29 protein-coding genes are annotated in these 22,038 nt (G+C 64.4%); 14 read left to right on the forward strand and 15 right to left on the reverse strand.

Features of this window, described 5'->3' with window-relative positions; translation table 11 throughout:
- Together IVB19_RS18680 and IVB19_RS18685 are read right to left on the reverse strand one after the other, a co-directional pair.
- A complete protein-coding gene (locus tag IVB19_RS18680; RefSeq protein ID WP_026233469.1) occupies positions 1-387 on the reverse strand; it encodes an NUDIX hydrolase in 387 nt (128 codons plus the stop codon).
- Between the two features lie 145 nt (positions 388-532).
- A complete protein-coding gene (locus IVB19_RS18685; RefSeq protein ID WP_026233470.1) occupies positions 533-1,642 on the reverse strand; it encodes an AI-2E family transporter in 1,110 nt (369 codons plus the stop codon).
- Between the two features lie 141 nt (positions 1,643-1,783).
- Here IVB19_RS18685 and IVB19_RS18690 point away from each other — a divergent pair, with 141 nt between their 5' ends.
- The 4 genes from IVB19_RS18690 to IVB19_RS18705 all read left to right on the forward strand — a co-directional run bounded on the left by IVB19_RS18690 (position 1,784) and on the right by IVB19_RS18705 (position 4,949).
- Entirely contained in the window at positions 1,784-2,005 is a 222-nt protein-coding gene (locus IVB19_RS18690; RefSeq protein WP_018457963.1) for a hypothetical protein, read from the forward strand.
- 155 nt (positions 2,006-2,160) lie between these two features.
- Positions 2,161-2,388, forward strand: a complete 228-nt coding sequence (locus tag IVB19_RS18695; RefSeq protein WP_018457964.1) for a hypothetical protein — start codon at positions 2,161-2,163, stop codon at positions 2,386-2,388.
- 118 nt (positions 2,389-2,506) lie between these two features.
- Positions 2,507-4,555, forward strand: a complete 2,049-nt coding sequence (locus IVB19_RS18700) for an acetoacetate--CoA ligase (RefSeq protein ID WP_018457965.1) — start codon at positions 2,507-2,509, stop codon at positions 4,553-4,555.
- A 91-nt stretch (positions 4,556-4,646) separates the two neighbouring features.
- Positions 4,647-4,949 (forward strand): hypothetical protein, encoded by a 303-nt coding sequence (locus IVB19_RS18705; protein ID WP_026233471.1) that lies wholly within the window; start codon positions 4,647-4,649, stop codon positions 4,947-4,949.
- 3 nt (positions 4,950-4,952) lie between these two features.
- Here the strand turns inward: IVB19_RS18705 and IVB19_RS18710 are convergent, their stop codons facing one another.
- The gene (locus tag IVB19_RS18710) at positions 4,953-5,189 is read right to left on the reverse strand and encodes a hypothetical protein (protein ID WP_026233472.1); all 237 of its coding nucleotides are present in this window, start codon (positions 5,187-5,189) and stop codon (positions 4,953-4,955) included.
- A gap of 337 nt (positions 5,190-5,526) precedes the next feature.
- Positions 5,527-5,814: a hypothetical protein gene (locus IVB19_RS18715; protein WP_018457968.1), complete on the reverse strand. Its 288-nt coding sequence runs from the start codon at positions 5,812-5,814 to the stop codon at positions 5,527-5,529.
- 187 nt (positions 5,815-6,001) lie between these two features.
- On the opposite strand from IVB19_RS18715, the gene IVB19_RS18720 reads away from it, so the two are divergent.
- The 3 genes from IVB19_RS18720 to IVB19_RS18730 all read left to right on the forward strand — a co-directional run bounded on the left by IVB19_RS18720 (position 6,002) and on the right by IVB19_RS18730 (position 7,624).
- Entirely contained in the window at positions 6,002-6,589 is a 588-nt protein-coding gene (locus IVB19_RS18720) for a formyltransferase family protein (RefSeq protein WP_018457969.1), read from the forward strand.
- 200 nt (positions 6,590-6,789) lie between these two features.
- Complete coding sequence (locus IVB19_RS18725) at positions 6,790-7,134, forward strand: hypothetical protein (RefSeq protein WP_018457970.1); 345 nt, start codon at positions 6,790-6,792, stop codon at positions 7,132-7,134.
- Positions 7,079-7,624 carry a hypothetical protein gene (locus IVB19_RS18730; RefSeq protein ID WP_026233473.1) on the forward strand — a complete coding sequence of 182 codons (546 nt, stop codon included), beginning with the start codon at positions 7,079-7,081 and terminating at the stop codon, positions 7,622-7,624. The genes IVB19_RS18725 and IVB19_RS18730 overlap by 56 nt, the downstream gene beginning before the upstream one ends.
- A 51-nt stretch (positions 7,625-7,675) precedes the next feature.
- On the opposite strand, the gene IVB19_RS18735 is transcribed toward IVB19_RS18730, so the two are convergent.
- Entirely contained in the window at positions 7,676-8,074 is a 399-nt protein-coding gene (locus tag IVB19_RS18735) for a RidA family protein (protein ID WP_018457972.1), read from the reverse strand.
- A 150-nt stretch (positions 8,075-8,224) separates the two neighbouring features.
- Here IVB19_RS18735 and IVB19_RS18740 point away from each other — a divergent pair, with 150 nt between their 5' ends.
- Both IVB19_RS18740 and IVB19_RS18745 read left to right on the forward strand, forming a co-directional pair.
- A complete protein-coding gene (locus IVB19_RS18740; RefSeq protein ID WP_085353150.1) occupies positions 8,225-9,100 on the forward strand; it encodes a DMT family transporter in 876 nt (291 codons plus the stop codon).
- Positions 9,101-9,303: 203 nt separating this feature from the next.
- On the forward strand, positions 9,304-10,734 hold the full coding sequence (locus IVB19_RS18745) for a caspase family protein (protein ID WP_018457974.1): 1,431 nt from the start codon (positions 9,304-9,306) through the stop codon (positions 10,732-10,734).
- A gap of 75 nt (positions 10,735-10,809) precedes the next feature.
- On the opposite strand, the gene IVB19_RS18750 is transcribed toward IVB19_RS18745, so the two are convergent.
- Positions 10,810-11,052, reverse strand: a complete 243-nt coding sequence (locus IVB19_RS18750; protein ID WP_007610629.1) for a BrnA antitoxin family protein — start codon at positions 11,050-11,052, stop codon at positions 10,810-10,812.
- Positions 11,053-11,055: 3 nt separating this feature from the next.
- Positions 11,056-12,033, reverse strand: a complete 978-nt coding sequence (gene cysK / locus IVB19_RS18755; RefSeq protein ID WP_018457976.1) for a cysteine synthase A — start codon at positions 12,031-12,033, stop codon at positions 11,056-11,058.
- Between the two features lie 199 nt (positions 12,034-12,232).
- On the opposite strand from cysK, the gene IVB19_RS18760 reads away from it, so the two are divergent.
- Positions 12,233-12,451 (forward strand): hypothetical protein, encoded by a 219-nt coding sequence (locus IVB19_RS18760; RefSeq protein ID WP_026233474.1) that lies wholly within the window; start codon positions 12,233-12,235, stop codon positions 12,449-12,451.
- A gap of 15 nt (positions 12,452-12,466) precedes the next feature.
- Here the strand turns inward: IVB19_RS18760 and tgt are convergent, their stop codons facing one another.
- On the reverse strand, positions 12,467-13,615 hold the full coding sequence (tgt, locus tag IVB19_RS18765; RefSeq protein WP_247370353.1) for a tRNA guanosine(34) transglycosylase Tgt: 1,149 nt from the start codon (positions 13,613-13,615) through the stop codon (positions 12,467-12,469).
- A 321-nt stretch (positions 13,616-13,936) separates the two neighbouring features.
- Between tgt and IVB19_RS18770 the strand changes: the two genes are divergently transcribed.
- From IVB19_RS18770 to IVB19_RS18785, 4 genes are all read left to right on the forward strand, one after another.
- Positions 13,937-15,028, forward strand: a complete 1,092-nt coding sequence (locus IVB19_RS18770) for a patatin-like phospholipase family protein (protein WP_247370419.1) — start codon at positions 13,937-13,939, stop codon at positions 15,026-15,028.
- Positions 15,029-15,161: 133 nt separating this feature from the next.
- Entirely contained in the window at positions 15,162-15,908 is a 747-nt protein-coding gene (locus IVB19_RS18775; protein WP_018457980.1) for a TetR/AcrR family transcriptional regulator, read from the forward strand.
- A gap of 247 nt (positions 15,909-16,155) precedes the next feature.
- Complete coding sequence (locus IVB19_RS18780) at positions 16,156-16,758, forward strand: PepSY domain-containing protein (RefSeq protein WP_247370350.1); 603 nt, start codon at positions 16,156-16,158, stop codon at positions 16,756-16,758.
- Positions 16,759-16,977: 219 nt separating this feature from the next.
- Positions 16,978-18,015 (forward strand): aspartate-semialdehyde dehydrogenase, encoded by a 1,038-nt coding sequence (locus tag IVB19_RS18785; RefSeq protein WP_247370346.1) that lies wholly within the window; start codon positions 16,978-16,980, stop codon positions 18,013-18,015.
- 113 nt (positions 18,016-18,128) lie between these two features.
- On the opposite strand, the gene IVB19_RS18790 is transcribed toward IVB19_RS18785, so the two are convergent.
- From IVB19_RS18790 to coaD, 7 genes are all read right to left on the reverse strand, one after another.
- Positions 18,129-18,524 (reverse strand): type II toxin-antitoxin system VapC family toxin, encoded by a 396-nt coding sequence (locus IVB19_RS18790; protein WP_247370343.1) that lies wholly within the window; start codon positions 18,522-18,524, stop codon positions 18,129-18,131.
- Positions 18,524-18,766, reverse strand: coding sequence for a type II toxin-antitoxin system VapB family antitoxin (locus tag IVB19_RS18795; protein WP_085353162.1), 243 nt, complete (start codon positions 18,764-18,766; stop codon positions 18,524-18,526). The genes IVB19_RS18790 and IVB19_RS18795 overlap by 1 nt, the downstream gene beginning before the upstream one ends.
- Before the next feature lie 57 nt (positions 18,767-18,823).
- Positions 18,824-19,897, reverse strand: a complete 1,074-nt coding sequence (queA, locus tag IVB19_RS18800; protein ID WP_247370340.1) for a tRNA preQ1(34) S-adenosylmethionine ribosyltransferase-isomerase QueA — start codon at positions 19,895-19,897, stop codon at positions 18,824-18,826.
- Positions 19,898-20,039: 142 nt separating this feature from the next.
- A complete protein-coding gene (locus IVB19_RS18805; RefSeq protein ID WP_247370337.1) occupies positions 20,040-20,504 on the reverse strand; it encodes a peptidylprolyl isomerase in 465 nt (154 codons plus the stop codon).
- A complete protein-coding gene (locus IVB19_RS18810; RefSeq protein ID WP_247370334.1) occupies positions 20,501-20,926 on the reverse strand; it encodes a UCP034077 family protein in 426 nt (141 codons plus the stop codon). Before IVB19_RS18810 ends, IVB19_RS18805 begins: the two co-directional genes overlap by 4 nt.
- Positions 20,927-20,934: 8 nt before the next feature.
- Complete coding sequence (locus IVB19_RS18815) at positions 20,935-21,498, reverse strand: peptidylprolyl isomerase (RefSeq protein WP_018457989.1); 564 nt, start codon at positions 21,496-21,498, stop codon at positions 20,935-20,937.
- 41 nt (positions 21,499-21,539) lie between these two features.
- The gene (coaD, locus tag IVB19_RS18820) at positions 21,540-22,034 is read right to left on the reverse strand and encodes a pantetheine-phosphate adenylyltransferase (protein WP_247370332.1); all 495 of its coding nucleotides are present in this window, start codon (positions 22,032-22,034) and stop codon (positions 21,540-21,542) included.
- Between the last annotated feature and the right edge of the window lie 4 nt (positions 22,035-22,038).

Raw genomic sequence — 22,038 nt, forward strand, 5'->3', positions numbered from 1 at the left:
TCACCCGCGCTTCCGCGGAAACAGGCGGTCGCGGATATAGCGCGAGGTCGGCGTTAGGCGGATGCCGCGCGGCTTCTGCCAGACGGCGCGGTCGATCTCGTGCTTGTCGCCGATCGCGAGCCTGCCCTTGGCGCCCTTGGCGATGAAGATCGCGTCGCTCATCTTGCGGCCGGAACGCTTGTTCCTGGCCGTCACTTCCTTCCAGAGGCTGATCCGGCCGAGCTTCAGCTTGGGCAGCTCTTCCTTGATCTCCCGCCGCAGGCAGTCCTTGTCGGACTCGCGCGCGCGCTTGCGGCCGCCCGGAAACATCCACAGGCCGTCCGACCGGCGTCTGACCAACAATACCTTGCCGCGCTTGGCGGCAACCAGTTTGGAAGACTTCGCCATGTCCGCCGTAATCGAAAATAGAATCGAGCCCATGGTAACTTGTCTAGTCGGATAGACAAGTTCCGGATGGATCTTGATCACCCGGGCCAAGGCCGTCAGATCTGATTAAACCCGGCAGGCCGATCCCGCCGTTCGAGGCGCCAGATCAGCCCTCGCCCGCCGCTGTGCCCGCCCTTGCCCCCGCCTCTGCCCGGTCCTCCGTCCTGATCCAGGCCATCATCATCTCCCAGGCCACCGACAGGATGATCGGGCCGATGAACAGGCCGACGATGCCGTGGGCGAGCGTGCCACCGATCACGCCGACGAAGATGACGATGGTCGGCGTGGTCAGGCCGCGCCCCATCACCAGCGGCTTCAACATGGTGTCGAGGAAACCGACGAGGACGAGAAACACGGTGAGCAGCAGCGCGGTGGTGACGTCCTTGGCGGTCCAGATCCAGATGATCACCGGCAGCAGCACCAGGAAGGCGCCGATCTGCACGATCGAGAGCAGCAGCACAATGAAGGCGAGCAGGCCGGCGCTCGGCACCGCGGCAAGCTTGAAGCCGATGCCGGCGAGCAATGCCTGCACGATCGCGACGCCGATCACGCCTTGCGCCACGGCGCGGATGGTCGCGCCCGCGAGCCCCAGGAAATGCTCGCTCTGTTCGGGCACGATGCGAAACAGGAAACCGCGGCCGGCCGCAACCAGCCGCGGCCCGTGCGGAAACAGGAAGCCGGCCACGAACACCGAGACCAGGAACTGGAGCGTGCCGACGCCGGCATCGCCCGCGAGCGACAAGAGCGGTCCCGCCAGCGGCTGGAGATACGGCGCCACCTCGCGGAGCACTGCGCGGATGTTGTTGTAGGCCTGCTCCCAGAGGTCGAATAACCAGGGGCCAACGACCGGCCACGACTTGAGCTGCTCCGGCGCCGATTGAAGCGCGAGGTCGCCGGTGCCGAGCTGGTGCGCCAGCTCGCGCACTCCGTCCACTGCGCTGATACCGAGCCAGGTCGCAGGACCGATGACGATGCCGAGCGTGATCAGGGTCAGGATCGCCGCTGCGGTCTTGGGCCGGCCGCCGAGGATCTTGGCGACCCAGCTGAAGGCCGGGTAGAACGCGACCGCGAGCACGCCGCTCCAGGCAAGGATCGGCACGAAGGGGCGGATGATCAGCAAGGTCCAGATGATCAGCAGGCCGAGCAGGCCGACGCGGATCACGAGCTGGATGATGTCCTCGCCCGTCAGGAGCTGACGCAGACTTTTCACGGGCACGGCTTTCCTTGCGGCATTGACGCGGGTTCCGGCACTTGCGCGGCCCCGCGTTATTGCCAGCCGCGCACCCGGCGTCAAGACGACCGGGCCGGCACGAGCCGGCGATTAGGAACGCATCGGGCCATTCTGCATTCCGAGACGATGGCACGCCGCCCCAGAGAGCCCGTCGCACACGCGGGAATTCACCGCGGCATCCGCTTTTCGCTGAAGCCAAACGGCGCACCGGGCTATTGGCGCTACGCCTATGCCGTCGGCGACAGGGCCCGCACCGGGCGCGTGCAAGGCAGGCTGCCGTTGCTCGCCATCAGGCGCGTTCAGATGTGCATCGACCGGGACATGCGAAGCATCCGGACCGGCGATTGATCTTGCGGCGGCGCCGTGGGCGAGCGCCGGCAAGGTGCGCGACGTGATGCCGGCTTGGCTAACGGTGATTAACCGGATTTCGGCCGACCGGTTTACGTCGATGCAAAGGCGTGCACCTACGCTTCCATCGAGGTCCCTCAAACCACTTCGGTGCAATGGCCAATACCATCTGGACGATCGAAGAATTCACCTGCGCGGGTTGCAGCATGAACTACACGGCGACAAGGGAGGAGCACGCCGAAGCGCATTCCGGCACCTTCAAGTGCAGCATCTGCAGCGGCGTGGTGCACACATGGTCCGGCAAACATCATTTCTTCGGCTGGGAAGCGGTGAAAACCAAGCCACCCGTGTTCGGAAGGCGTTGGGCCGGAGCCGGCGGGTAGACTGCTTCCACCGGACCCAGACCAGCTACTCCCGTCAACGCCCCCTGCCCGAACTGCGGCTTCTGCTACTCTGCGGCAACGGTTAAACTCTCCGCCCCGCAACTGAAGCCGACACGCAATGACCTCACCCTTCGTTCCCCAGATCGCCCTTTACCGCACCTGGCTCGCCGAGAAGCGCGGCCTCAACTTCGACAGCTACGAGGAGATGCGGCAATGGTCGGTGCGCGATCTCGACGGGTTCTGGCACGCCATCTGGGACTATTACGATCTGCAATCGCCGACGCCGTTTGCCGCCGTGATCACCGAGCGCAAGATGCCCGGCGCGCTCTGGTTTCCCGGCGCGCAGGTCAACTATGCCCGGCAGGTGTTCCGCCACGTGGACGCGGCTGACGCCGCCGGCCTGCCCGCAATCGTCAGCTGTGGCGAGGACGGCAGGCTTTGCGAGACGAGCTGGCCGGAGCTGCGGCGCAAGGCGGCTGCGCTCGCGCTGCATCTGAAAGAAAAAGGCATCAAGCCCGGCGACCGCGTCGCCGCCTATCTGCCCAACATCCCCGAGACCATCATCGCATTCCTGGCGAGCGCCAGCATCGGCGCGATCTGGAGCCTGTGCGCGCCCGACATGGCCGCGCCCGCCGTGATCGACCGCTTCAAGCAGATCGAACCGAAAGTACTGATTGCCTGCGACGCCGTCACCTATGCCGGCCGCCGGCACGATCGCAAAGACGTCCTCGCCGAGCTGCGGCGGTCGCTGCCGACGGTCGAGCACGTCATCCTGCACAGCGAGGCCGCCGCGCCCGCAGCGGCCGACGCCCTGCTCTCCGAAATTAGCGCAACAACCGGCGCGGAGATCGACGCGTTCGAGCCGGCCTGGCTGCCGTTCGATCATCCGCTCTGGATCGTCTATTCCAGCGGTACCACCGGCCTGCCGAAGCCAATCGTGCACGGCCATGGCGGTATCATCATCGTGGTGCTGGCGCTGCTCGGCCTGCACAACGATCTTGGCTGCTCCTACCACGAGAACTCGTTCGGCGAGCGCTATCACTGGTACTCTTCGACGGGCTGGATCATGTGGAACAGCCAGGTCGGCGGCCTGCTCAGCGGCACCACCTGCTGCATCTTCGACGGCAGCCCCGGCGGCGCCAAGGACAAACCAGACTGGACCACGCTGTGGCGCTTCGTCGCGCAGTCGAAAGCGACCTTCTTCGGCGCGGGCGCCGCGTTCTTCGCCAACTGCGCCAAGGCCGAGGTCGACCTCGTCGCCGCCGGTGATCTCTCACAGCTTCGATGTCTCGGCTCGACCGGCTCTCCGCTGAGCGCCGACACCCAAGCCTGGTTCAACAACCGCTTCGCTGGCCTGTCGAAGACCAACGGCAGCAAGGCGCAGGCCGATATCTGGTGGGCCAACATCTCCGGCGGCACCGATTTCGCCGGCGCGTTCATTGGCGGCAATCGCGAACTGCCGCAGACGCCGGGCGCGATGCAGTGCCGTCTGCTGGGTGCTGCCGTGGAAGCCTTTGACGAACAGGGCCGCGCCGTCATCGGCGAGGTCGGCGAGCTCGTCTGCACCGAGCCGATGCCGTCGATGCCGCTCTATTTCTGGAACGACAAGGGCGGTGCGCGCTATCGCGCGAGCTATTTCGAGACCTATCCGGACAATTTCGACGGCACCGGCCGTGGGCCGGTGTGGCGGCATGGCGACTGGCTCAAGGTCGACCCGGACGGCTCCTGCATCATCTATGGCCGCAGCGATGCCACCATCAACCGGCATGGCCTGCGCATGGGCACGAGCGAACTCTATTCCGCGATCGAGGCCTTGCCGGAGGTGCTGGATTCCCTCGTCGTCGATCTCGAATATCTCGGCCGTGACAGCTACATGCCCCTGTTCGTGGTGCTGCGCGAAGGCGTCGCCTTCGACGGCGCGATGCAGGCGAAGATCAACAAGGCGATCGAGGCCGGCCTCTCGCGCCGATTCCTGCCCAACGAGATTTTTGCGGTCGCCGAAATTCCCCGCACGCTCTCGGGCAAGAAGCAGGAGCTGCCGATCAAGAAGCTGCTGCTCGGCCAGCCCGTCGAGAAGGTCATCAACCGCGAGGCGATGGCCAATCCCGCCTGTCTCGACTGGTATCTCGCCTTCGCACGCGACTATCTGGCGCGGAGCGAGACTTGAGGGAGATCGCCGCAATTGCGCCGATGCCGTTTGGACTCCGTTCACCGATCGCCGCTAGAGCAGGATGCATCTTCCGCAGCGAACGCGCGCCATGGCCGACCTCAACGCCGTCCTCTCCAGGCTGAACGACCGTCTGCTCCGCCTCGAGGGCGAGCTGTTCGTGCTGCGCTCGCTGGCCCGCGCGACGCTGACGGCGGGCGATGACCACGCGGCGCGAATGCGCAAGCTGGTCGAGGCCGCCAAGGTCGCGCTCGACGACGAGGCCACGCGTCCCCTCGACAAGCCGACGCGCAAATATGTCGATGCGGCGGCCGCGCTGGTGGAGGAATTGCTGGTCGAGCCGACCCAGGCGCGACCGTTGTTCACCGTCATCGACGGTGGCCGGCGCGACTGAACGTCAAACTGGCCGTCCGTCGTCCGTCGCGGCGATATCGCCCGACTTGAGCCGGCTGAGGCCGGCTTCGATGATCGCGATCTCCTCGTCGATCTGGCCGATCGGCAGGCTGAAGTCGTAGCCGGACCTGCTCTTCAGATCGACTGCAAGCCGTTGCCTGTGCATCATCAGCTCGTCGAGGCCGCGCCGGTTCTTCAGCCGGACATAGACGTCGACGATCTGCTCAATCGCGCTCGGCATGAAATAGGTCCCGGCGAAAAAGCCCGCACGGCGCACCCGCGCCGGCGCGACAATCTCGGTGTCGCGGTACGCAATACAAATCCGCGACGGATTCGTCGATACGCCAAGCTGGTTGAGATCACGTTACCGTCAGATGATTTCGTGATGGCCGAGCATGAAAAAGCCGCTGGCGATCACGCCAGCGGCCAAATCCGGGTTCGAAAACGGATGCGGGTTGAAATGTCGCCAGCCCCGGTCGGTCCACGTTCTAACGGCAAATCCTGGGTCTCTCTGTTAAAAACGAAACACAGGAACCGGCCGTCGGCACTCGCCGCACCACCGTGGCGGCGCGGCAACGCTAGTCTGTGCCGCAGAAATATTTGCGCGGCAGCCTGCGGTAGGCGCTGTAGCGGTAATGCGGCCGGTACGCGTAGCCGCGATAGAGCGCCGGCGGCTCCTGGCCGTAATAGGCGCCGTGATAAAAATTGGTGACCGGCCCTTCCGCGCAGCGATAGGTGTCCCAGGTCGGGCCGATGAAGGGCGCCACCCCGACCTCGGGCGGAACCACGGGATAGGGCGGTCCGCCAGCGCGCGCCGAAGTGGTTGCAACCAAGGCCGCGAGAAGGACAAACCACGCGCTCCGCATGCGTTCACTCCGAGCCGATGCCATGCGCATGGAAGCACCGGACCGGCCGACACCGCAATCGCGGAATTCATCGCGCAGCCTCGCCCGGCGCGTTGTTGATAACCGGCGCAAACCCAGCGCGGGTGGTGACAGGACGTCCGGACGTGTTATCGGGAGATGACGCAGTTGCGAGACGGATCGGACACCCATGCGCATTACTCTTGTCGGCTCCCGCCATTTCGGCGTGACCACCCTGAACATGCTCCGGGAGCATGGTGTCTCGATCGTGCGCGTCGTGGTGGCCGACGCCGAGGATCGTCTCGCCGCAACAGCCAAGGCGGCGGGCATCGACGTCGTGGTCCAGGCCAATCCCAAACTGGTGGTGGCCTCCGAGATCGCCCCCGACACCGATCTGATCGTCACCGCGCACAGCCACGCCCGGATCGGCAAGGACGCGCTTGAGGCAGCGAAGCTGGGCGGTATCGGCTATCATCCCTCGCTGCTGCCGCGTCACCGCGGCAAGGCGGCCGTGGAATGGACCATCAAGGAAGGCGATCCGATCGCCGGCGGCACGATCTATCACCTCGCCGACCGCATGGACGCTGGCGCCATTGCGGCCCAGGAGTGGTGCTTCGTCAAGAAGGGCGAGACGGCGCGGGAACTGTGGGAGCGCGCGCTCGCCCCGCTCGGGCTCAAATTGCTGGCCGACGTGATCGACTATGCCAAGGTCCACAAGGCGCTGCCGTCCAAGACTCAAGACGAGCAGTTCGCGACTTCAGCGCCAAGTCTTTCCTGAGGCCCTTTATCCTGAGTCGATCTCCTGACGTTTACTCTTAACGTAACGGGGCATTGATTTTGCTTCAAGAATCCCAGCTTGAAACCCAAATAAACCATTGTTCCCACAGGAACAATTTTCGATTTGGCACTGCACCAAATTTCCGTCACATTTGGCCCGAATAAGGGTCAGCATATCAGACAAATTCAAGGACGGATTTTATGCGTTTTGCTCGCATTGCGGCGTTCTGTGCCGCCTCAGTTACCACCCTCGCCGCGCCCGCCTTTGCCCAAACCCCCTATGACGGCAACTGGCACGTCACCATCGTCACCAAGAGCGGCACCTGCGAGCCGACCGCGAGCTCCTTGCTGACGGTTGCCGACGGCAAGATCACCGCGCCCGGCGCTAACGTTTCCGGCACCATCGGCAGCGGGGGACTTGTGAAAGTTTCGATCAATGGTGCATATGCCAACGGTCAACTCAGCGGCAACGCCGGATCGGGGAAGTGGAATGGAGCATCTGCAGGCATACCGTGCAGCGGGCGGTGGGAAGCATCGCGCCAATAGAAAAATCGTGACGAGCGGTGTGGGCCGGCGGCTGCTGATCGCGGCCGCCGTTATGTTTGCCGCCGGAATTGCAAACTCCGAGAGCAAGGCCCAGTCCGGCCCGTTCGCCCCGCTGGCCGGCAGCTGGAGCGGCTCAGGCACGGTCACCCTGGATGACGGCTCGACCGAACGGATCCGCTGCCGGGCGAAATACGCTCCGATCGGACCGACCATGGAGTTGTCTCTGACCTGCGCCAGCGACGCCTACAAGTTCAACCTCGGCGCCAACGTCAAGGCTGAAGGCAGCGCCATCGCGGGCAGCTGGTCCGAGGCCAGCCGTAATATCAGCGGCTCCCTTTCGGGTCGCGGGGCCGGCGGAAACTATGAGCTGCTCGCCTCCACTGCCGGCTTCAACGCCAACATTTCGCTGAAGACGTCCGGCAACAAGCAGAACGTCACGATGCGCGCCGACAGCCAGTTCCGCGGCGCCAACATCTCGCTGTCGCGCTAAGCCGATACGAGTAGATTGACAATCGACCCGGCGATCTCGCCGGGTCGATTTTTATGTGCCCGGCACGAACGCCGTGACCTCGATCTCGACCTTGGCCCGGTCATCCACGAGGCCGCCGATGTAGAGCAAGGTCGAGGGCGGGAAATTGCGCCCCAGCGTTTCCTTCCAGGCCGCGCCGATGCCGGCCCCGGCTGCCTCATATTCGCTGCGGCTGGTCAGGTACCAGGTCAGGCGGACGATATGCTCGGGGCTGGCGCCGGCCTCGCCCAGGAGCTTGATGATCCGCTTCAGCGCGGTCCCGACCTGCGCTGCCATGTCAGGCGCGTAATTGCCGGTCTCGTCGCCGCCCGTCTGCCCGGCCAGCACCACCCAGCGGCCCGGCCCCTCGACCACGACACCATGGGAAAAGCCGCGCGGTTTTTTCCACTCGGCCGGCTGCAAGATGTGCATGAGCGAAGATCTCCCGATTGTTCTCGTTGTTCACTGATGCCTTAGCACGGCGCCCTGCATCGCTGCACCGGCAGATTTGACCGTTGCAAACGGCGAGGATGTCGCCGATACCGGCCTTCCCTCAAGACCTCGCCTCTCACACCCGCGCCGATGAACACGACACCGTCCAAAACGATGGCTGCCCTGTGGATGGCCGGCTGGCTGTCGCTGATGCTGGTCATGGCGGTCGCCGGACGCGAGACCACGCGCGAGCTGAATGTATTTCAGATCATGGAAGTGCGTTCTCTGCTAGGATTCCTGTTGCTTTCGCCGTTCATCTATCGGGCCGGCGGCTTCAAAGTGCTCAGGACGTCGCGCCTGCCGCAGCACATCGGGCGCAATTTGGTGCACTATGTTGCGCAGCTCGGCTGGTTCTTCGCGCTGACGCTGATCCCGATCGGCCAGGTGGTGGCAATCGAGTTCACCATGCCAATCTGGACGGCGCTGCTCGCAGCGAGCCTTCTCTCCGAGCGCATGACGCCGTGGAAGATCGCCGCCATCGCGCTTGGCCTTTTCGGTGTGATCGTCATCGTCCGACCCGCCACCGGCGAGATCAATCCCGGTCAACTCATCGCACTCGGCGCCGCCATGGGCTTTGGCGTGTCCATGGTGCTCGTCAAATCGCTGACCCGCACCGAAAGCGCGCTGTCGATCCTGTTCTGGATGCTGGTGGTGCAATCGGTCGCAGGCTTCATTCCGACGCTGTTCGTCTGGACGTGGCCCTCCGCCTACGTCTGGGCGTGGGTCGGCGTGATCGGCGTCTGCGGCACGTTTTCGCACTACTGCCTCGCCAGCGCGATGCGCTATGCGGATGCGACCATCGTTGTTCCCATGGACTTCCTGCGAGTTCCATTGACCGCGACCGCTGGCTGGCTGCTGTATTCGGAGCGGCTTGACACCTGGACGGTGGTCGGCGCCGCGCTGATCCTGTTCGGCAATCTCCTGAATCTAAAGCCAGCTCCGGCAGATCCTGCTCCCGCGCGCTGAACCTCGCGCCGCCTCGCGCGACAAAACCAAGTGGCCGTGTGATTTGGATCACGTTGGAAGGGTATTCCATCGTGCACATTCTGCCACACAGCAGCGGGTTGAACGCGACGAACTGCCGTTTTGGTGGCGCCGAGGCGGGCACTTCATGTAAGTTCGTGCCAATTCGTTGCTGCCTGCAATTTCGATTCTGTTGGGGATTCCAGATGCGCACTCTCACCCTCCTCGCGTCGCTGATGTGCATGGCACTGTCGGTCAGTGCCGCGAAGGCCGACCGCCGCGTTGCTTTCGTCGTCGGCAACGGCACCTACAAGAACGTCGCACAATTGCCGAACCCGCCGATCGACGCCAAGGCGATGGCGGCAACGCTGCGCAATGTCGGCTTCGAGGTGATCGAAGGTTCGAACCTCTCGCGCGACCAGATGACGGAGAAGCTGCTGGACTTCGGCCGCAAGGCGCAGGGCTCCGACGTCGCAGTGTTCTATTATGCCGGTCACGGCATCGCGGTCGGCGGCTCCAATTATCTTCTGCCTGTCGACGCCGACATCAAGTCGGAGATGGACGTCAAGCTCGGTGCCGCCATCAACATCGATCTGACGCTCGAGCAGACCATGGGCGACGCCAAGGTCAAGCTGGTGTTCCTTGACGCCTGCCGCGACAATCCGTTCGCCGCCAAGATCAAATCGAACTCCGCGACCCGCAGCGTCAACGTGCAGAGCGGTCTTGCCGAGATGAAATCCGGCGAAGGCACGCTGATCGCGTTCGCCACCGGCCCGGGCCAGACCGCGCTCGACGGCCAAGAGGGCAACAACAGCCCGTTCACCCGTGCGCTCATCGACAACATCACCAAGCCTGGTGTCGAGATCCAGCAGGCGATGACGTCGGTCCGCGCCCAGGTCAACGAGGAGACCCACAAGGGGCAGCTGCCCTGGGGCCACACCAATTTGACCGGCGCGGTCTATCTCAACCAGGCTCCGACGACGCAGGTCGCCAATGCGGCACCGACGGCTGCTGGCAGCGTGCCAATGGCGACGGGCGGCAGCTCGGACGGTGTCGAGCTCGAATACTGGCGTTCGGTCAAGGAGAGCAATAAGTCGGAAGAGCTCAACGCTTACCTCTCCGCCTACCCGAACGGTCAGTTCAAGGCGCTTGCGCTGGCACGCCTCGCGGCCATCAAGAGCGGCCCCTCGACCGCGACGCGCACCCTCACCGCTGGCGTCGATCCCGCGACCTTCACCGAAGAGGCCACCCAGCTTACCGAGGACCAAATCGGCCTCGACAAGAACCAGCGCCGCGACGTTCAGCGTCGCCTGGGCGGGCTCGGCTTCGACAACAAACAGACAGGCGTCTTCGGCGACGAGACCCGGTCGGTGCTCAAGCGCTGGCAGGCGGCGCGCGGCTATCCCGCGTCTGGCTACCTGAACAAGCTCCAGCACAAGGCTCTGCTTTCGGAAGTCGTGGCCGGCCCGCCGACCGCGAGCGACAACAGCCAGAAGGCAGCCCGCCGGGCCGCCGCCCCCGCGGCCAGCAGCGCGCCCGCACCTGCTCCCCATCGCAGCAGCGGCGGCGATCCTGCCGGCGCAGCCTTCGTCGGCGGTGTCGTCGGCGGCATGATGGGCGGCATGTTCCGCCGCTGAGGCGAGGCCAATCGCAGATACAAAAGCCCGGCTCGCGCCGGGCTTTTTCGTTACGAATAACCAAAGCTTTGGCGTCTACTTCCCGGCGGCCTTTCGCAGCGCCTCGTTGATGCGGTCCTGCCAGCCGGGCCCGCCGGACTGGAAATGCTCCAGCACGTCCTGGTCGATCCGCAGCGTGACCTGCTCCTTGACCCCCGGCGCCACGTTCTGCTTTGGCGGCGCCGCAGCGACCTTCGCCGTCACCTTCTTGAACGCCGCCTCGGCCTCCGTCCTGGCGTCGCCCAACGTCCGCGGCCGCCTCGGTGGTTGATCCGCCATGTCCTAGATTCCCTCAAACAGAGCCGTCGAAAGATACCGCTCGGAGAAGGACGGCACTATAGCCAGGATGGTCTTTCCCGCAGCTTCGGGTCGCTTGCCGATCTCGACGGCCGCGGCAATCGCGGCGCCCGAGGAGATGCCGCCCGGAATGCCCTCATGCCGCGCCAGTGCCCGCGAGGTCTCGATCGCCGTCGTCGAGTTGACCTTGACGATCTCGTCGATCACCGAGCGATCGAGAATGTCAGGGACGAAGCCCGCACCGATGCCCTGGATCTTGTGCGGCGTGTGCTGGCCACCCGACAGCACCGGGCTCTCCTCCGGCTCGACCGCAACCACGCGCAGCGAGGGCTTGCGCGGCTTCAGCACCTGGCCGACGCCGGTGATGGTGCCCCCGGTGCCGACGCCGGCGACGAAGAAGTCGATGTTGCCGGCGGTGTCATTCCAGATCTCCTCCGCGGTGGTGCGGCGGTGCACCTCGGGATTGGCGAGATTCTTGAACTGCTGCGGCATCACCGAATTCGGCGTCGTCTTCAACAGCTCTTCGGCCGTCGCGATCGCGCCCTTCATGCCTTGCGCGGCCGGTGTCAGCACCAGCTCCGCGCCGAGAAAGGCCAGCATCTTGCGGCGTTCGATCGACATCGACTCCGGCATGACCAGCTTGAGCCTATAGCCGCGCGACGCCGCGACGAAGGCCAGCGCGATGCCGGTATTGCCGGAGGTCGGTTCGATCAGCACGGTGTCGGGCTTGACGATTCCGGCCTTCTCCATGGCGATGATCATGGCCGCGCCGATGCGATCCTTCACGCTTGCGGCGGGATTGAAATATTCAAGCTTTGCCAAAATGGTCGCGTTCACGCCATGCATGCCCGGCAGCCGGCGCAAGCGCACGATCGGCGTGTCGCCAAAAGCATCGACGATCGAGTCATAGATCCGGCCGCGGCCGGGTTGGTGCGCTGCACCCGTGGTGGACGATGCGTCCATGATGAACTCCCTGTGGCGACGATTGTGCTTCTAGACAGCCTGCGGCGACACGCAAGCGAGATTGCGTTACATGTTAAATACGCTGCATCGCAAAATCGCGTGAGCAATAATTATCAGAAAACCAACGCATTTGTGTTGCGACCTCGTCAACTGATTCTGCTTATGTTAGACTTAGGTCTCAAGCTGGGAGGTCACCACGATGTCAGCAGTCGCTGAAGTGTTGTCGACCGTCGCACCGAACCGCGCTCCGCGTTGCAGTGAGTTGCCGGCCTGTCCCGTCTGCGCCGACTCCATGATCGCCGCCGAAGGTTCTGCGTATTTGTCGGAACACGTGATCAGCTATCTCTGGACCTGCGACAATTGCGGCTACGGCTTCGTGACCAAGCACTCCGTCAAGCAGCGCCTCGTCTGCAACTGACGTTTTGCACTTGACCTAGCGCGGGGCGATGTCGCCCCTCCCCCAGTCTTCGCGCGTACGCCGATAGAACTCCTCGAACGTTCCCTGTGCGATCGCGTCCCTGATGCCCTGCATCAGGAACTGGTAATAAGCGATATTGATCTCGGACAGCAGCATCGCACCCAGCGTCTCGCCCGCCTTGACGAGATGGTGCAAATAGGCGCGCGCGTAGCTGCGCGCCGACGGCCAGGAGCTCTCTTCGTCGAGCGGACGGGGATCGTCGGCGTGGCGCGCGTTGCGCAAATTCACCTGGCCGAAGCGTGTGAAGGCAACGCCATGCCGGCCATTGCGCGTCGGCATCACGCAGTCGAACATGTCGATGCCGCGCTTGACCGCCTCGAGGATGTCGTCGGGTGTGCCGACGCCCATCAGGTAGCGCGGCCGCTCTCTCGGCAGCAGCGGCGCTGTCTCGTCGATGATCGCCAGCATCACCGCCTGCGGCTCACCGACGGCGAGGCCGCCAATGGCATAACCATGGAAACCGATCTCGATGAGGCCTTGCGCGCTGGCATGGCGAAGCTGGGGTATGTCGCCGCCCTGCACGATGCCGAACAGCATGTAGCCGTCGGGCGCGCTCTCGAAGGCGCGCTTGCTTCGCTCGGCCCAGCGCAGCGACAATTTCATCGCGCGGTCGATGTCGGCGCGCTCGGCGGGCAGTCGCACGCATTCGTCCATCTGCATAGCGATATCGGAGCCGAGCAAACGCTGCACCTCGATCGAGCGCTCCGGCGACAGCTCGACCTTGGCGCCGTCGATATGCGAACGGAAGGTCACGGCCTGCTCGCTGACCTTGCGCAGATCCGCCAGCGACATCACCTGGAAGCCGCCGGAATCCGTCAGCATCGGCCCGTTCCAGCCGGTGAATGTCTGCAAGCCGCCAAGCGCCGCGATCCGCTGGGCGCCGGGACGCAGCATCAGATGATAGGTGTTGCCGAGCACGATGTCGGCACCGGCCTCACGCACCTCGCGCCAGTGCATGCCCTTCATCGCGCCGGCGGTACCGACCGGCATGAAGGCGGGCGTGCGCACCACGCCGTGCGGCGTGGTCAGGCGCCCGGTGCGCGCGGCGCCATCGGTGGCGAGCAGTTCGAAATGATTGGGCAGACCGGTGTCAGGACGATTCATGACGGTGCTTATTGCGTGTCGGAGCAGGCCGATCAACCCGCTCGGGCGATGCCTCGGCCGGCTTATGCATCAGACTGGGACAATGGGTGCAAATATTGGGGGACACGGAATTGTGCGCCTGCGACGCTTGTTAAACAAAACGATACAGTGTAGTTTTACCTTGGGCTGGGACGAGATGCCGCGGCGATGTTGCCGGCGGCGGTAGATGCGTGATCGCCAGCCACCGCAATGCCCCTCCCTTCAAGTTCGACTGACCCAGCCGGCCGTTCGCATGGCTGGACGAGGTGGACCGGCGCCCGCCTGTTCGGATTGCTGGTCCTGATGTGCAGCTTGGCGCTCGGCGCCTGCACCTCCCTGCCCCGCACGCCCTATACGGCCACCGAAGCCAGCACATCGCGCGTGCTCGATATCGATGGCCTGCGGCGCTACGCCGACGAACCCATCACGAAATTCAATTTCGAGAAGGACACCAGCACCGCGACGAAGTCCTACCTGGCGCTGTCAGGCGGCGGCGCAGATGGCGCCTACGGCGTCGGTGTGCTCAACGGCTGGACCGCGGCCAAAACCCGTCCCACCTTCTCGGTGGTCTCGGGCGTGAGCACCGGCGGCCTGATTGCGCCCTTTGCGTTTCTCGGCTCGCGATATGACGACACGTTGAAGGAGGTCTACACCAGCGGTGTCGCGGAGAGCCTGTTGAGTGATCCTAGCATCATGCGCGTGCTGTTCGGGTCCGGCCTGTTCGGCAACACGCGGCTGCGCGAGCTCGTCGCCCGCTATGTCGGCCCCGAAATCATGGCGCAAGTCGCTCGTGAAAACGCCAAGGGCCGAAGGCTGCTGGTGGTGACGACCGATCTCGACACCCAGCGCACCGCGATCTGGGACATGGGCAAGATCGCCGAGGTCGGCACGTCCGAGGCGCTCAAGCTGTTTCGCGACGTGATGGCGGCCTCCGCCAGCATCCCGCTGGTGTTTCCGCCGATCATGATCGACGCCGAAGGCGAGGGCCGCAGATTTCAGGAGATGCATGTCGACGGCGGCGTGACGGCCCCGGTGCTGACGCTGCCGGAAGCCTTGCTTTTCCAGGGCAGTCGCCTTCCCGGCCCTGCGAAGCTGGACATCTACATCCTCGTCAACAAGAAGATCGAACGCAATTTCGAGCTCGTCTCCAACAGCACCATCGACGTTGCCTCCCGCAGCCTGTCGTCGATCACCCAGTCGCAGACCCGCTCGATCATCTTCTCGACTTATGATTTTGCGAAGCGCAACCGCCTGGGCTTCCATCTCTCCTATATTGCGCGCGATTATCCGGCCGCCCCCTCGGAAGGGTTCGACACCGCTTATATGCGGGCGCTGTATCAGTACGGATATGAGAAGGCGGCTTCGGGCGAGGCCTGGACTTCGACGCTTCCGTGAGCGCTCGGTGAGGAACGGGGCCGTGCCGAGACGGTTGACGATGCGGTCATTCGGCCAGATTAGCCATGACGCACTCGTTGCCGCGCGTTATAGAGCAATGACTGATGTCACGACCGCGCAGGAATCATTGGGCATGGGATTGACTGCGACCAGGACAAGACCGGCGGCGCCGCGGCGCGAGGTGCCGAAATCGCGCGGCGGCCGGCCGACGAAAAGCGCCGCGATCGAGCGCGATCAGCGGCTGATCGAGGTCGCCACCCGCCTGTTCCTGGATCGCGGCTTTGATGCGACCTCGCTCGATGCGGTCGCGGAAGCCGCGCGAGTGAGCAAGCCCACCGTCTATGCCCGTTACGGCGACAAGCGCGGCCTGTTTGCAGCCGTGCTGAGACGCGAGATCGCGCGATGGCTGGCACCGCTGTCCGCGGCCGCCGAGACGCAGCTCGGCAGCGCCTCGGATATCTCGGTTGAGCAACGGCTGGTCGAGATCGGGCGCGAGATGCTGACATTCACCTGCGGACCCGATGCCGTCGCCTTCAGCCGCATGATGACGTCGCAGGCCATCAACTTTCCCGACATCGCCAAGCTCGGCAAGGAGGAAGGCTGGCTCAAGGCCGTCGCCACCACGGCACGCTTCTTCGACCATCTGGTGGCGCAAGGCGCGCTCGACGTCGACGACACCACCATCGCGGCGGAAGTGTTTCTCGACGTCGTCGTCGGTCATAACCATCGTCTGGCGACGTTTGGAACGCCGCCGGAAATGAAGGCCGCGGAAAAGCGCATGCGCGCTGCGATCAAGCTGTTCCTGGCAGGCGCGCTGGGATCAGCGGACGGCAGCCAGAGTGCCGCCAAGGGCACCCAGCGGCGGCGCCCATCGCGCTGACAATTCCGTGAGCTTGCGAACTTTCCGGGAGATCTCGCGGCTGCGCCGTTGACCGAAACAAAACGATACGGTATGGTTTAATTATAGGGCGATGCGGATCGCTTTTTCACCAGCCCCAAGAGGTCCGCACCGCTTCGATCGTCCCGGCGGTACAGCCCGTCGCGACGCTCAGCGGCCGACCGATGCCCAAGGTCGGCCGCAAATTCTTGACGATCATCCGGCATACTCGCTGGCCGAGGGTTCGAGCATGACGACGGCCAAACGACGGATCTCGGGACTGCTCGCGATCGCCCTGTCCGCACTCCTCCTCGCAGCGCCGGCGCGGGCGATCGTGAGCACGGGCACGCCGACCACCCTTCACAGCGACACAGATGGTGACGCCGAGGCCGACCGCCAAGCGGTCAGCCGCGAGATCGAGCGCTTCCGCAGCTCGTCGATCTCGATCAACCAGGCCATGGCGATCGCGGAAGCCCGCCACGTCGGTGCCACCACGGCGGATGTGAGTTTCGACGGAGCCTCCGGCGTGCCGGTCTACCGGGTGAAGACCCTGCACAACGACCGGATCTGGCGCCACACCATCAATGCCGCGACCGGCGAGCTCGTCGGCGGGGAAGCCGCCCTCCCTCTCGCCGAGCTCGACCTCGACGATCGCAGCAATCTCGCAGCGCTCGGTGCCATCAAGCACCGACTTGCGGATGCCGTCCACGTCGCCGAGCGCGCGGCCTCCGGCAAAGCCATCAGCGGCGGACTGGTGCGCGAACGCGGCCGGCTGAATTTCGCGATCGTCGTCATCAGTGGCGACAACCTCAAGGAGGTCATCCTCGAACCGCCGGGCGCCCGGACCAAATAGCGGCAGCCCCAATCCCGCCGAAAAGCCATTGACGGGGGCAGGACTCTCCCGCATAAGCTCCCGCCATGTTCGCGACCACCAAACGCACGACTAAAACCACCACGGCCTTCGGGGCCCGGGGAGGCGTGCGCGTGTAGTCGTCGACTAGAACGCAATCCACTCTACCGAAGCCCCGCCCATGATGGTCCGGGGCTTTTTTGTTGTTTAGATCGCAATTCAATGGAGGACAAAGTGAGTAACGATCCCGTCGTCGCGATTGTCGGCGTCACCGGTGCGGTGGGCGCCGAATTCATCGCCACCATGGACAAGCGCGGCTTTCGCGTCGGCAAGCTCAAGGCGCTGGCGAGCGCCCGCTCGGCCGGCAAGACGGTGTCGTTCCGTGGGCAAGACGTCATCATCGAGGAGCTGACCGAACGCGCCTTCGAGGGCGTTGACATCGCCCTGTTCTCCGCCGGCGGCAGCATCTCCAAGAAGTTCGCGCCGATCGCGGTCAAGGCCGGCGCCGTCGTCGTCGACAACTCCTCCGCCTTCCGCATGGACCCGAACGTGCCGCTGGTGATCCCCGAGATCAACGCGAACCGCATCCGCGACCACAAGGGCATCATCGCCAACCCGAACTGCGCCGCCATCACGGCGCTGGTGCCGCTGTGGCCGATCCACCAGAGCAACCGCATCAAGCGCGTGATCATCTCGACCTACCAGGCGGCCTCCGGCGCCGGCGCTGCCGCCATGGACGAGCTGGTCGAGTCCACCCGCGCCAATCTCAACGGGCAGGTTTATACGCCGAAGGTGATGCCGCATCCCTACGCTTTCAACCTCTTCAGCCACAACACCGCGATCGACCCTGACACCGGCTACAACGACGAAGAGACCAAGGTCATCAACGAAACCCGCAAGATCTTCGAGGACGACAAGATCGCGATCGGCGTCACCTGCGTGCGCGTGCCGGTGCTGCGGGCTCATTGCGAGGCCATCACCTTCGAATGCGAGAAGCCGATCAGCGAGGACCAGGTCCGCGCCATCATGGCACGAGCGCCCGGCGTCAAGGTCGTCGACGACCGTGCCAGGAACTACTTCCCGATGCCGATCGATGCCTCGGGCCAGGACGACGTCTTGGTCGGCCGCATCCGCAAGGACCTCAGCGACCCCTCCGGACTTTCGATCTCGATGTTCGTGGCGGCGGACCAGCTGCTCAAGGGCGCTGCACTCAACGCGGTGCAGATCGCGGAGCTCCTGCCGCAGCGGATGATGGCGTAACGGAAGATGCGTAAGGTGGGCAAAGGCGCGCAAGCGCCGTGCCCACCACTTCGCATCAAGAAAGTTGGTCGGCACGCTTCGCTTTGCCCACCCTACAATGGCAAACAGCGCGGTCAGGTCAACGCCGGGAGAATGTCTGTCTTAGCAAAGTGGGCTCCCTTGAAGAGCAGCGGTTGCGAACGCGCTTTCGCCAAGCGTAGACCGCACAATCGACGATGTTGAGCTGCGCCGGATGTCCCCCGACCCTTGCCGAAGCGTTGAAATGCCTCGAACGCGCCTTTCGCCATGTCTGCGTCGAACGGCACTACGACAATCCCGGCAATCTCCAGCAATTCGTCGAAGAACTTCACGGCCGATGCTCCGAAGCGAGCAGAGAGAACGATCTTGGTTTCCAGGATTGCTACTGCTGACATCGACAGGCTGGCAGCATCCAGCATGGCTTTCCGATAGCGCTGCCCATCTGGCTCGTTGGTGACGGTCGCGACGATCGCAGACGTATCCAGCACCATCAGGACGGCAGCCCGAAACGGTCATAGCCGAGGATTTCGTCTGCAGGCCGAGAATCGAGAACGGGCAAGCCAGCGGTTCGCTCGAAGAACGACGTCAGGGCGGCCCTCCTATCGACCGCCGGCGATGCCACGCGAGACAAGCGCTCCTCGATGGCGCGTTCGAGCGCCGTCTCGATATCTTCCCCCGTCAGGCGGGCGAGGCGCTGGGCAAGCTCATCTACTTTCGCGGAACGGATGTTCATCGGCCACTCGCTCCATGCAAAACGTATGAGCAATATAGCACGAGAACGCCGCCCGCGTCACTCCCGCGCCGGAAACAGCAAACAGGCATCCCCGTACGAATAGAACCGGTAGCCGGTCGCGATCGCGTGTGCATAGGCCTGCTGCATCGCCTCCAGCCCGGAGAACGCCGACACCAGCATGAACAGTGTCGACTTCGGCAAATGGAAATTGGTCAGCAGAACATCGACGGCGCGGAAGCGATAGCCGGGGGTGATGAAGATCGACGTCTCGGCGGCGAACGGCTCAATGGTGCCGTCCTCGCTGGCTGCGCTTTCGAGCAGGCGCAACGACGTGGTGCCAACCGCGATGATACGGCCGCCGTTCTTGCGCGCAGTGTTGAGCCGCTCCGCCGTTTCGGCCGACAGCGTGCCCCACTCGGCATGCATCTTGTGGCCTTCGGTGTCGTCCACCTTCACTGGCAGGAAGGTCCCTGCCCCGACATGCAGCGTGACGCGATTGATGCCGACGCCGCGCGCGTGCATCGCCTGCTCCAGCGCCGGGGTGAAATGCAGGCCTGCTGTCGGCGCGGCAACGGCGCCTTCGTTCACAGCGAACATGGTCTGGTAGTCGGCGAGATCCTGATCATCAGGCGTGCGTTTCGAGGCGATGTAGGGCGGCAGCGGCGGGCTGCCGAGATCGGCGATGGCTTGATCCAGCGTCGGGCCGTGAAACGAAAATGACAGCGTCACCTCGCCTTCCCCGCCCTTCGCCTCGACCTCGGCGTCGAGATGGCCGAGCAGGCAGACCTTGCCCTCATTGCCGAAGCGGATGCGGTCGCCGGCGATGAGTTTCTTGGCAGGCTTCACCAACGCCTGCCAGCGCGAGCCGTCGAGGCGCTTGATCAGCGTTGCCTCGATCTTCGGCTCGGTCTCGCGGCCGATGCGACGGCCTTTTAATTGCGCCGCGATCACCTTGGTGTCGTTGACGACGAGCTGGTCGCCCGGCTTCAGCCATTGCGGCAGGTCGGTGATGATTTGGTCGCGCAGCGTGCCGCGATCGACGACCAGCATCTTCGCGGAGTCGCGCGGGCTCGCCGGGCGCAATGCGATGCGCTCGGCGGGCAGGTCGAAATCGAAGAGGTCGGTGCGCATCTCGGACTCAGGGCCGCACAGTCACTCCTCATCCTGAGGGGTGCGGAACGCGCGTCTCGACGGATGAAGGCCCCGCTGCTGCAGCTCGGCCTTCATGGTTCGAGACGGCGCTACGCGCCTCCTCACCATGAGGGTTGAACGCCTACGCCGCGTCAGCCGCCATCCGCGCCTTGACGATCTTGTCGGGGTTCTGCACGGGCTCGCCACGCTTGATCTTGTCGACGTTCTCCATGCCCTCGGTGACCTTGCCCCACACCGTGTACTGGTTGTCGAGGAAGCGGGCATCGTCGAAGCAGATGAAGAACTGGCTATCGCCGGAATCCGGGCTGGCGGCGCGCGCCATCGAGGTGGTGCCGCGCACATGCGGCTCCTTGTTGAACTCGGCCTTCAGCTTCTGGCCGGAGCCGCCGGTGCCGGTGCCCTGGGGGCAGCCGGTCTGCGCCATGAAGCCGTCGATCACGCGATGAAACACGATGCCGTCGTAGAAGCCTTCGCGCACGAGTTCCTTGATGCGCGCGACGTGGCCGGGCGCCAGATCAGGCCGCATCTCGATGGTGACGGGGCCCTGCGTGGTCTCGAGGATCAGTGTGTTTTCGGTGGCGTTCATGCTCGTCTCTCTTGGGTTGGGGGTAAAGTCCTGTCAGGTGAAGATTTGCGGTTGCGAAACTGGATCGCGAACGGACGCCCCGCAGCGGCGCCGGCCATCGCATCGGTAAATGGCATCGGCGTGCAGCGTTGCAATGCCTCCATCACCGCGACCCGGTATTGCAGCCGGTCATTGTCGGAAGCCTCCGCGGATTCATAGGTAATCCTCGGATGGCCCAGAATGTTTCCAGCCCGGTTGAAGCTCACCACGACGGTGATGTCGATCGGGCGGGCCCTGGCGGCGGGCGGCGGCTTCCAGCAGGTGCGCAAATGCCGGAAGATGTCCTGGATGGTGTTGACCTGTGCGTCCTCGGCGACCGCGCCCGGGACGCCGAGCAGCAGCACCGCGGCAACCAGCAGGAGCTTGCCACCGCAGCGCGCCATCGCCGCTCCTACTTGATGTCGGAAGCGACCTGCACCTTCACCATCTTGTCGGGGTCGGTGACGGTGCCGCCGCTCGATCCGGGAGGCGCCTTCTTCAGCTTGTCGACGACGTCCATGCCCTGCACGACCTCGCCGATCACGGTGTACTGGTTGTCGAGGCTGCCGCCGTCGGCAAACATGATGAAGAACTGCGAATTGGCGGTGTCGACGCTGTCGCCGCGCCGGGCCATGCCGACGATGCCGCGCGCAAAATGCACCTTCGAGAATTCCTGCTTCAGGTTCGGATATTTCGAGCCGCCGGTGCCATTGAAGTTCTGACCGTCGCCGGTCTGCGCCATGAAGCCATCCATGACGCGGTGGAACGGCACGTTGTTGTAAAAACCCTCGCGCGCGAGCTGCTTGATGCGCTCGGCGTGCTGGGGCGCAAGGTCCGGCCGGAGCTTGATGACGATGCGGCCCTTGGTGGAGTCGATGACGATGGCGTTGGCCTTGTCGAGGCCGGCCGGCAAGGCTTGCGCGAAGGCCGGCACCGCGAACAGAACCGCGGCAAGAACTGCGAGAATTCGGATCATGACAACTCCGGATCAGAGATGAGAAAGGAAACGCGCCGTTATCAGGCGAATTTTGCCTTGAGCTGGGCCGCAACCAGCGGCGGAACGAAGGCCGAGACATCCCCGCCCATGGCAGCGATCTGGCGCACCAAAGTGGCGGTGATCGGGCGGACAATGGGAGAGGCCGGCAGGAAGATCGTATGCACCTCGGGCGCCATGGCCTCGTTCATGCCGGCGAGCTGCATCTCGTAGTCGAGGTCGGTGCCGTCGCGCAGGCCCCGAATCATGATCGTGGCACCGTGCTTGCGCGCCGAGGTCACCGACAGATCGTCAAACGTCACGGCCTCGAGCACGCAGCCGGCCTGGGCGGCCACCGGCCCGCAGACGTCATGGAGCATCTTCAGCCGCTCCTCGGTCGAGAACAGAGGCTTCTTGCCGGGGTGCACCCCGATCGCGACAACAAGCCTGTCGCACAGCGACACGCTGTGCCGGACCACGTCCAGATGGCCGTTGGTGATGGGGTCGAAGGAACCTGGATAGAAGGCAATGCGCGGCATGGCC

This window comes from Bradyrhizobium sp. 187, assembly GCF_023101005.1.
Classification (GTDB): Bacteria; Pseudomonadota; Alphaproteobacteria; order Rhizobiales; family Xanthobacteraceae; genus Bradyrhizobium; species Bradyrhizobium canariense_D.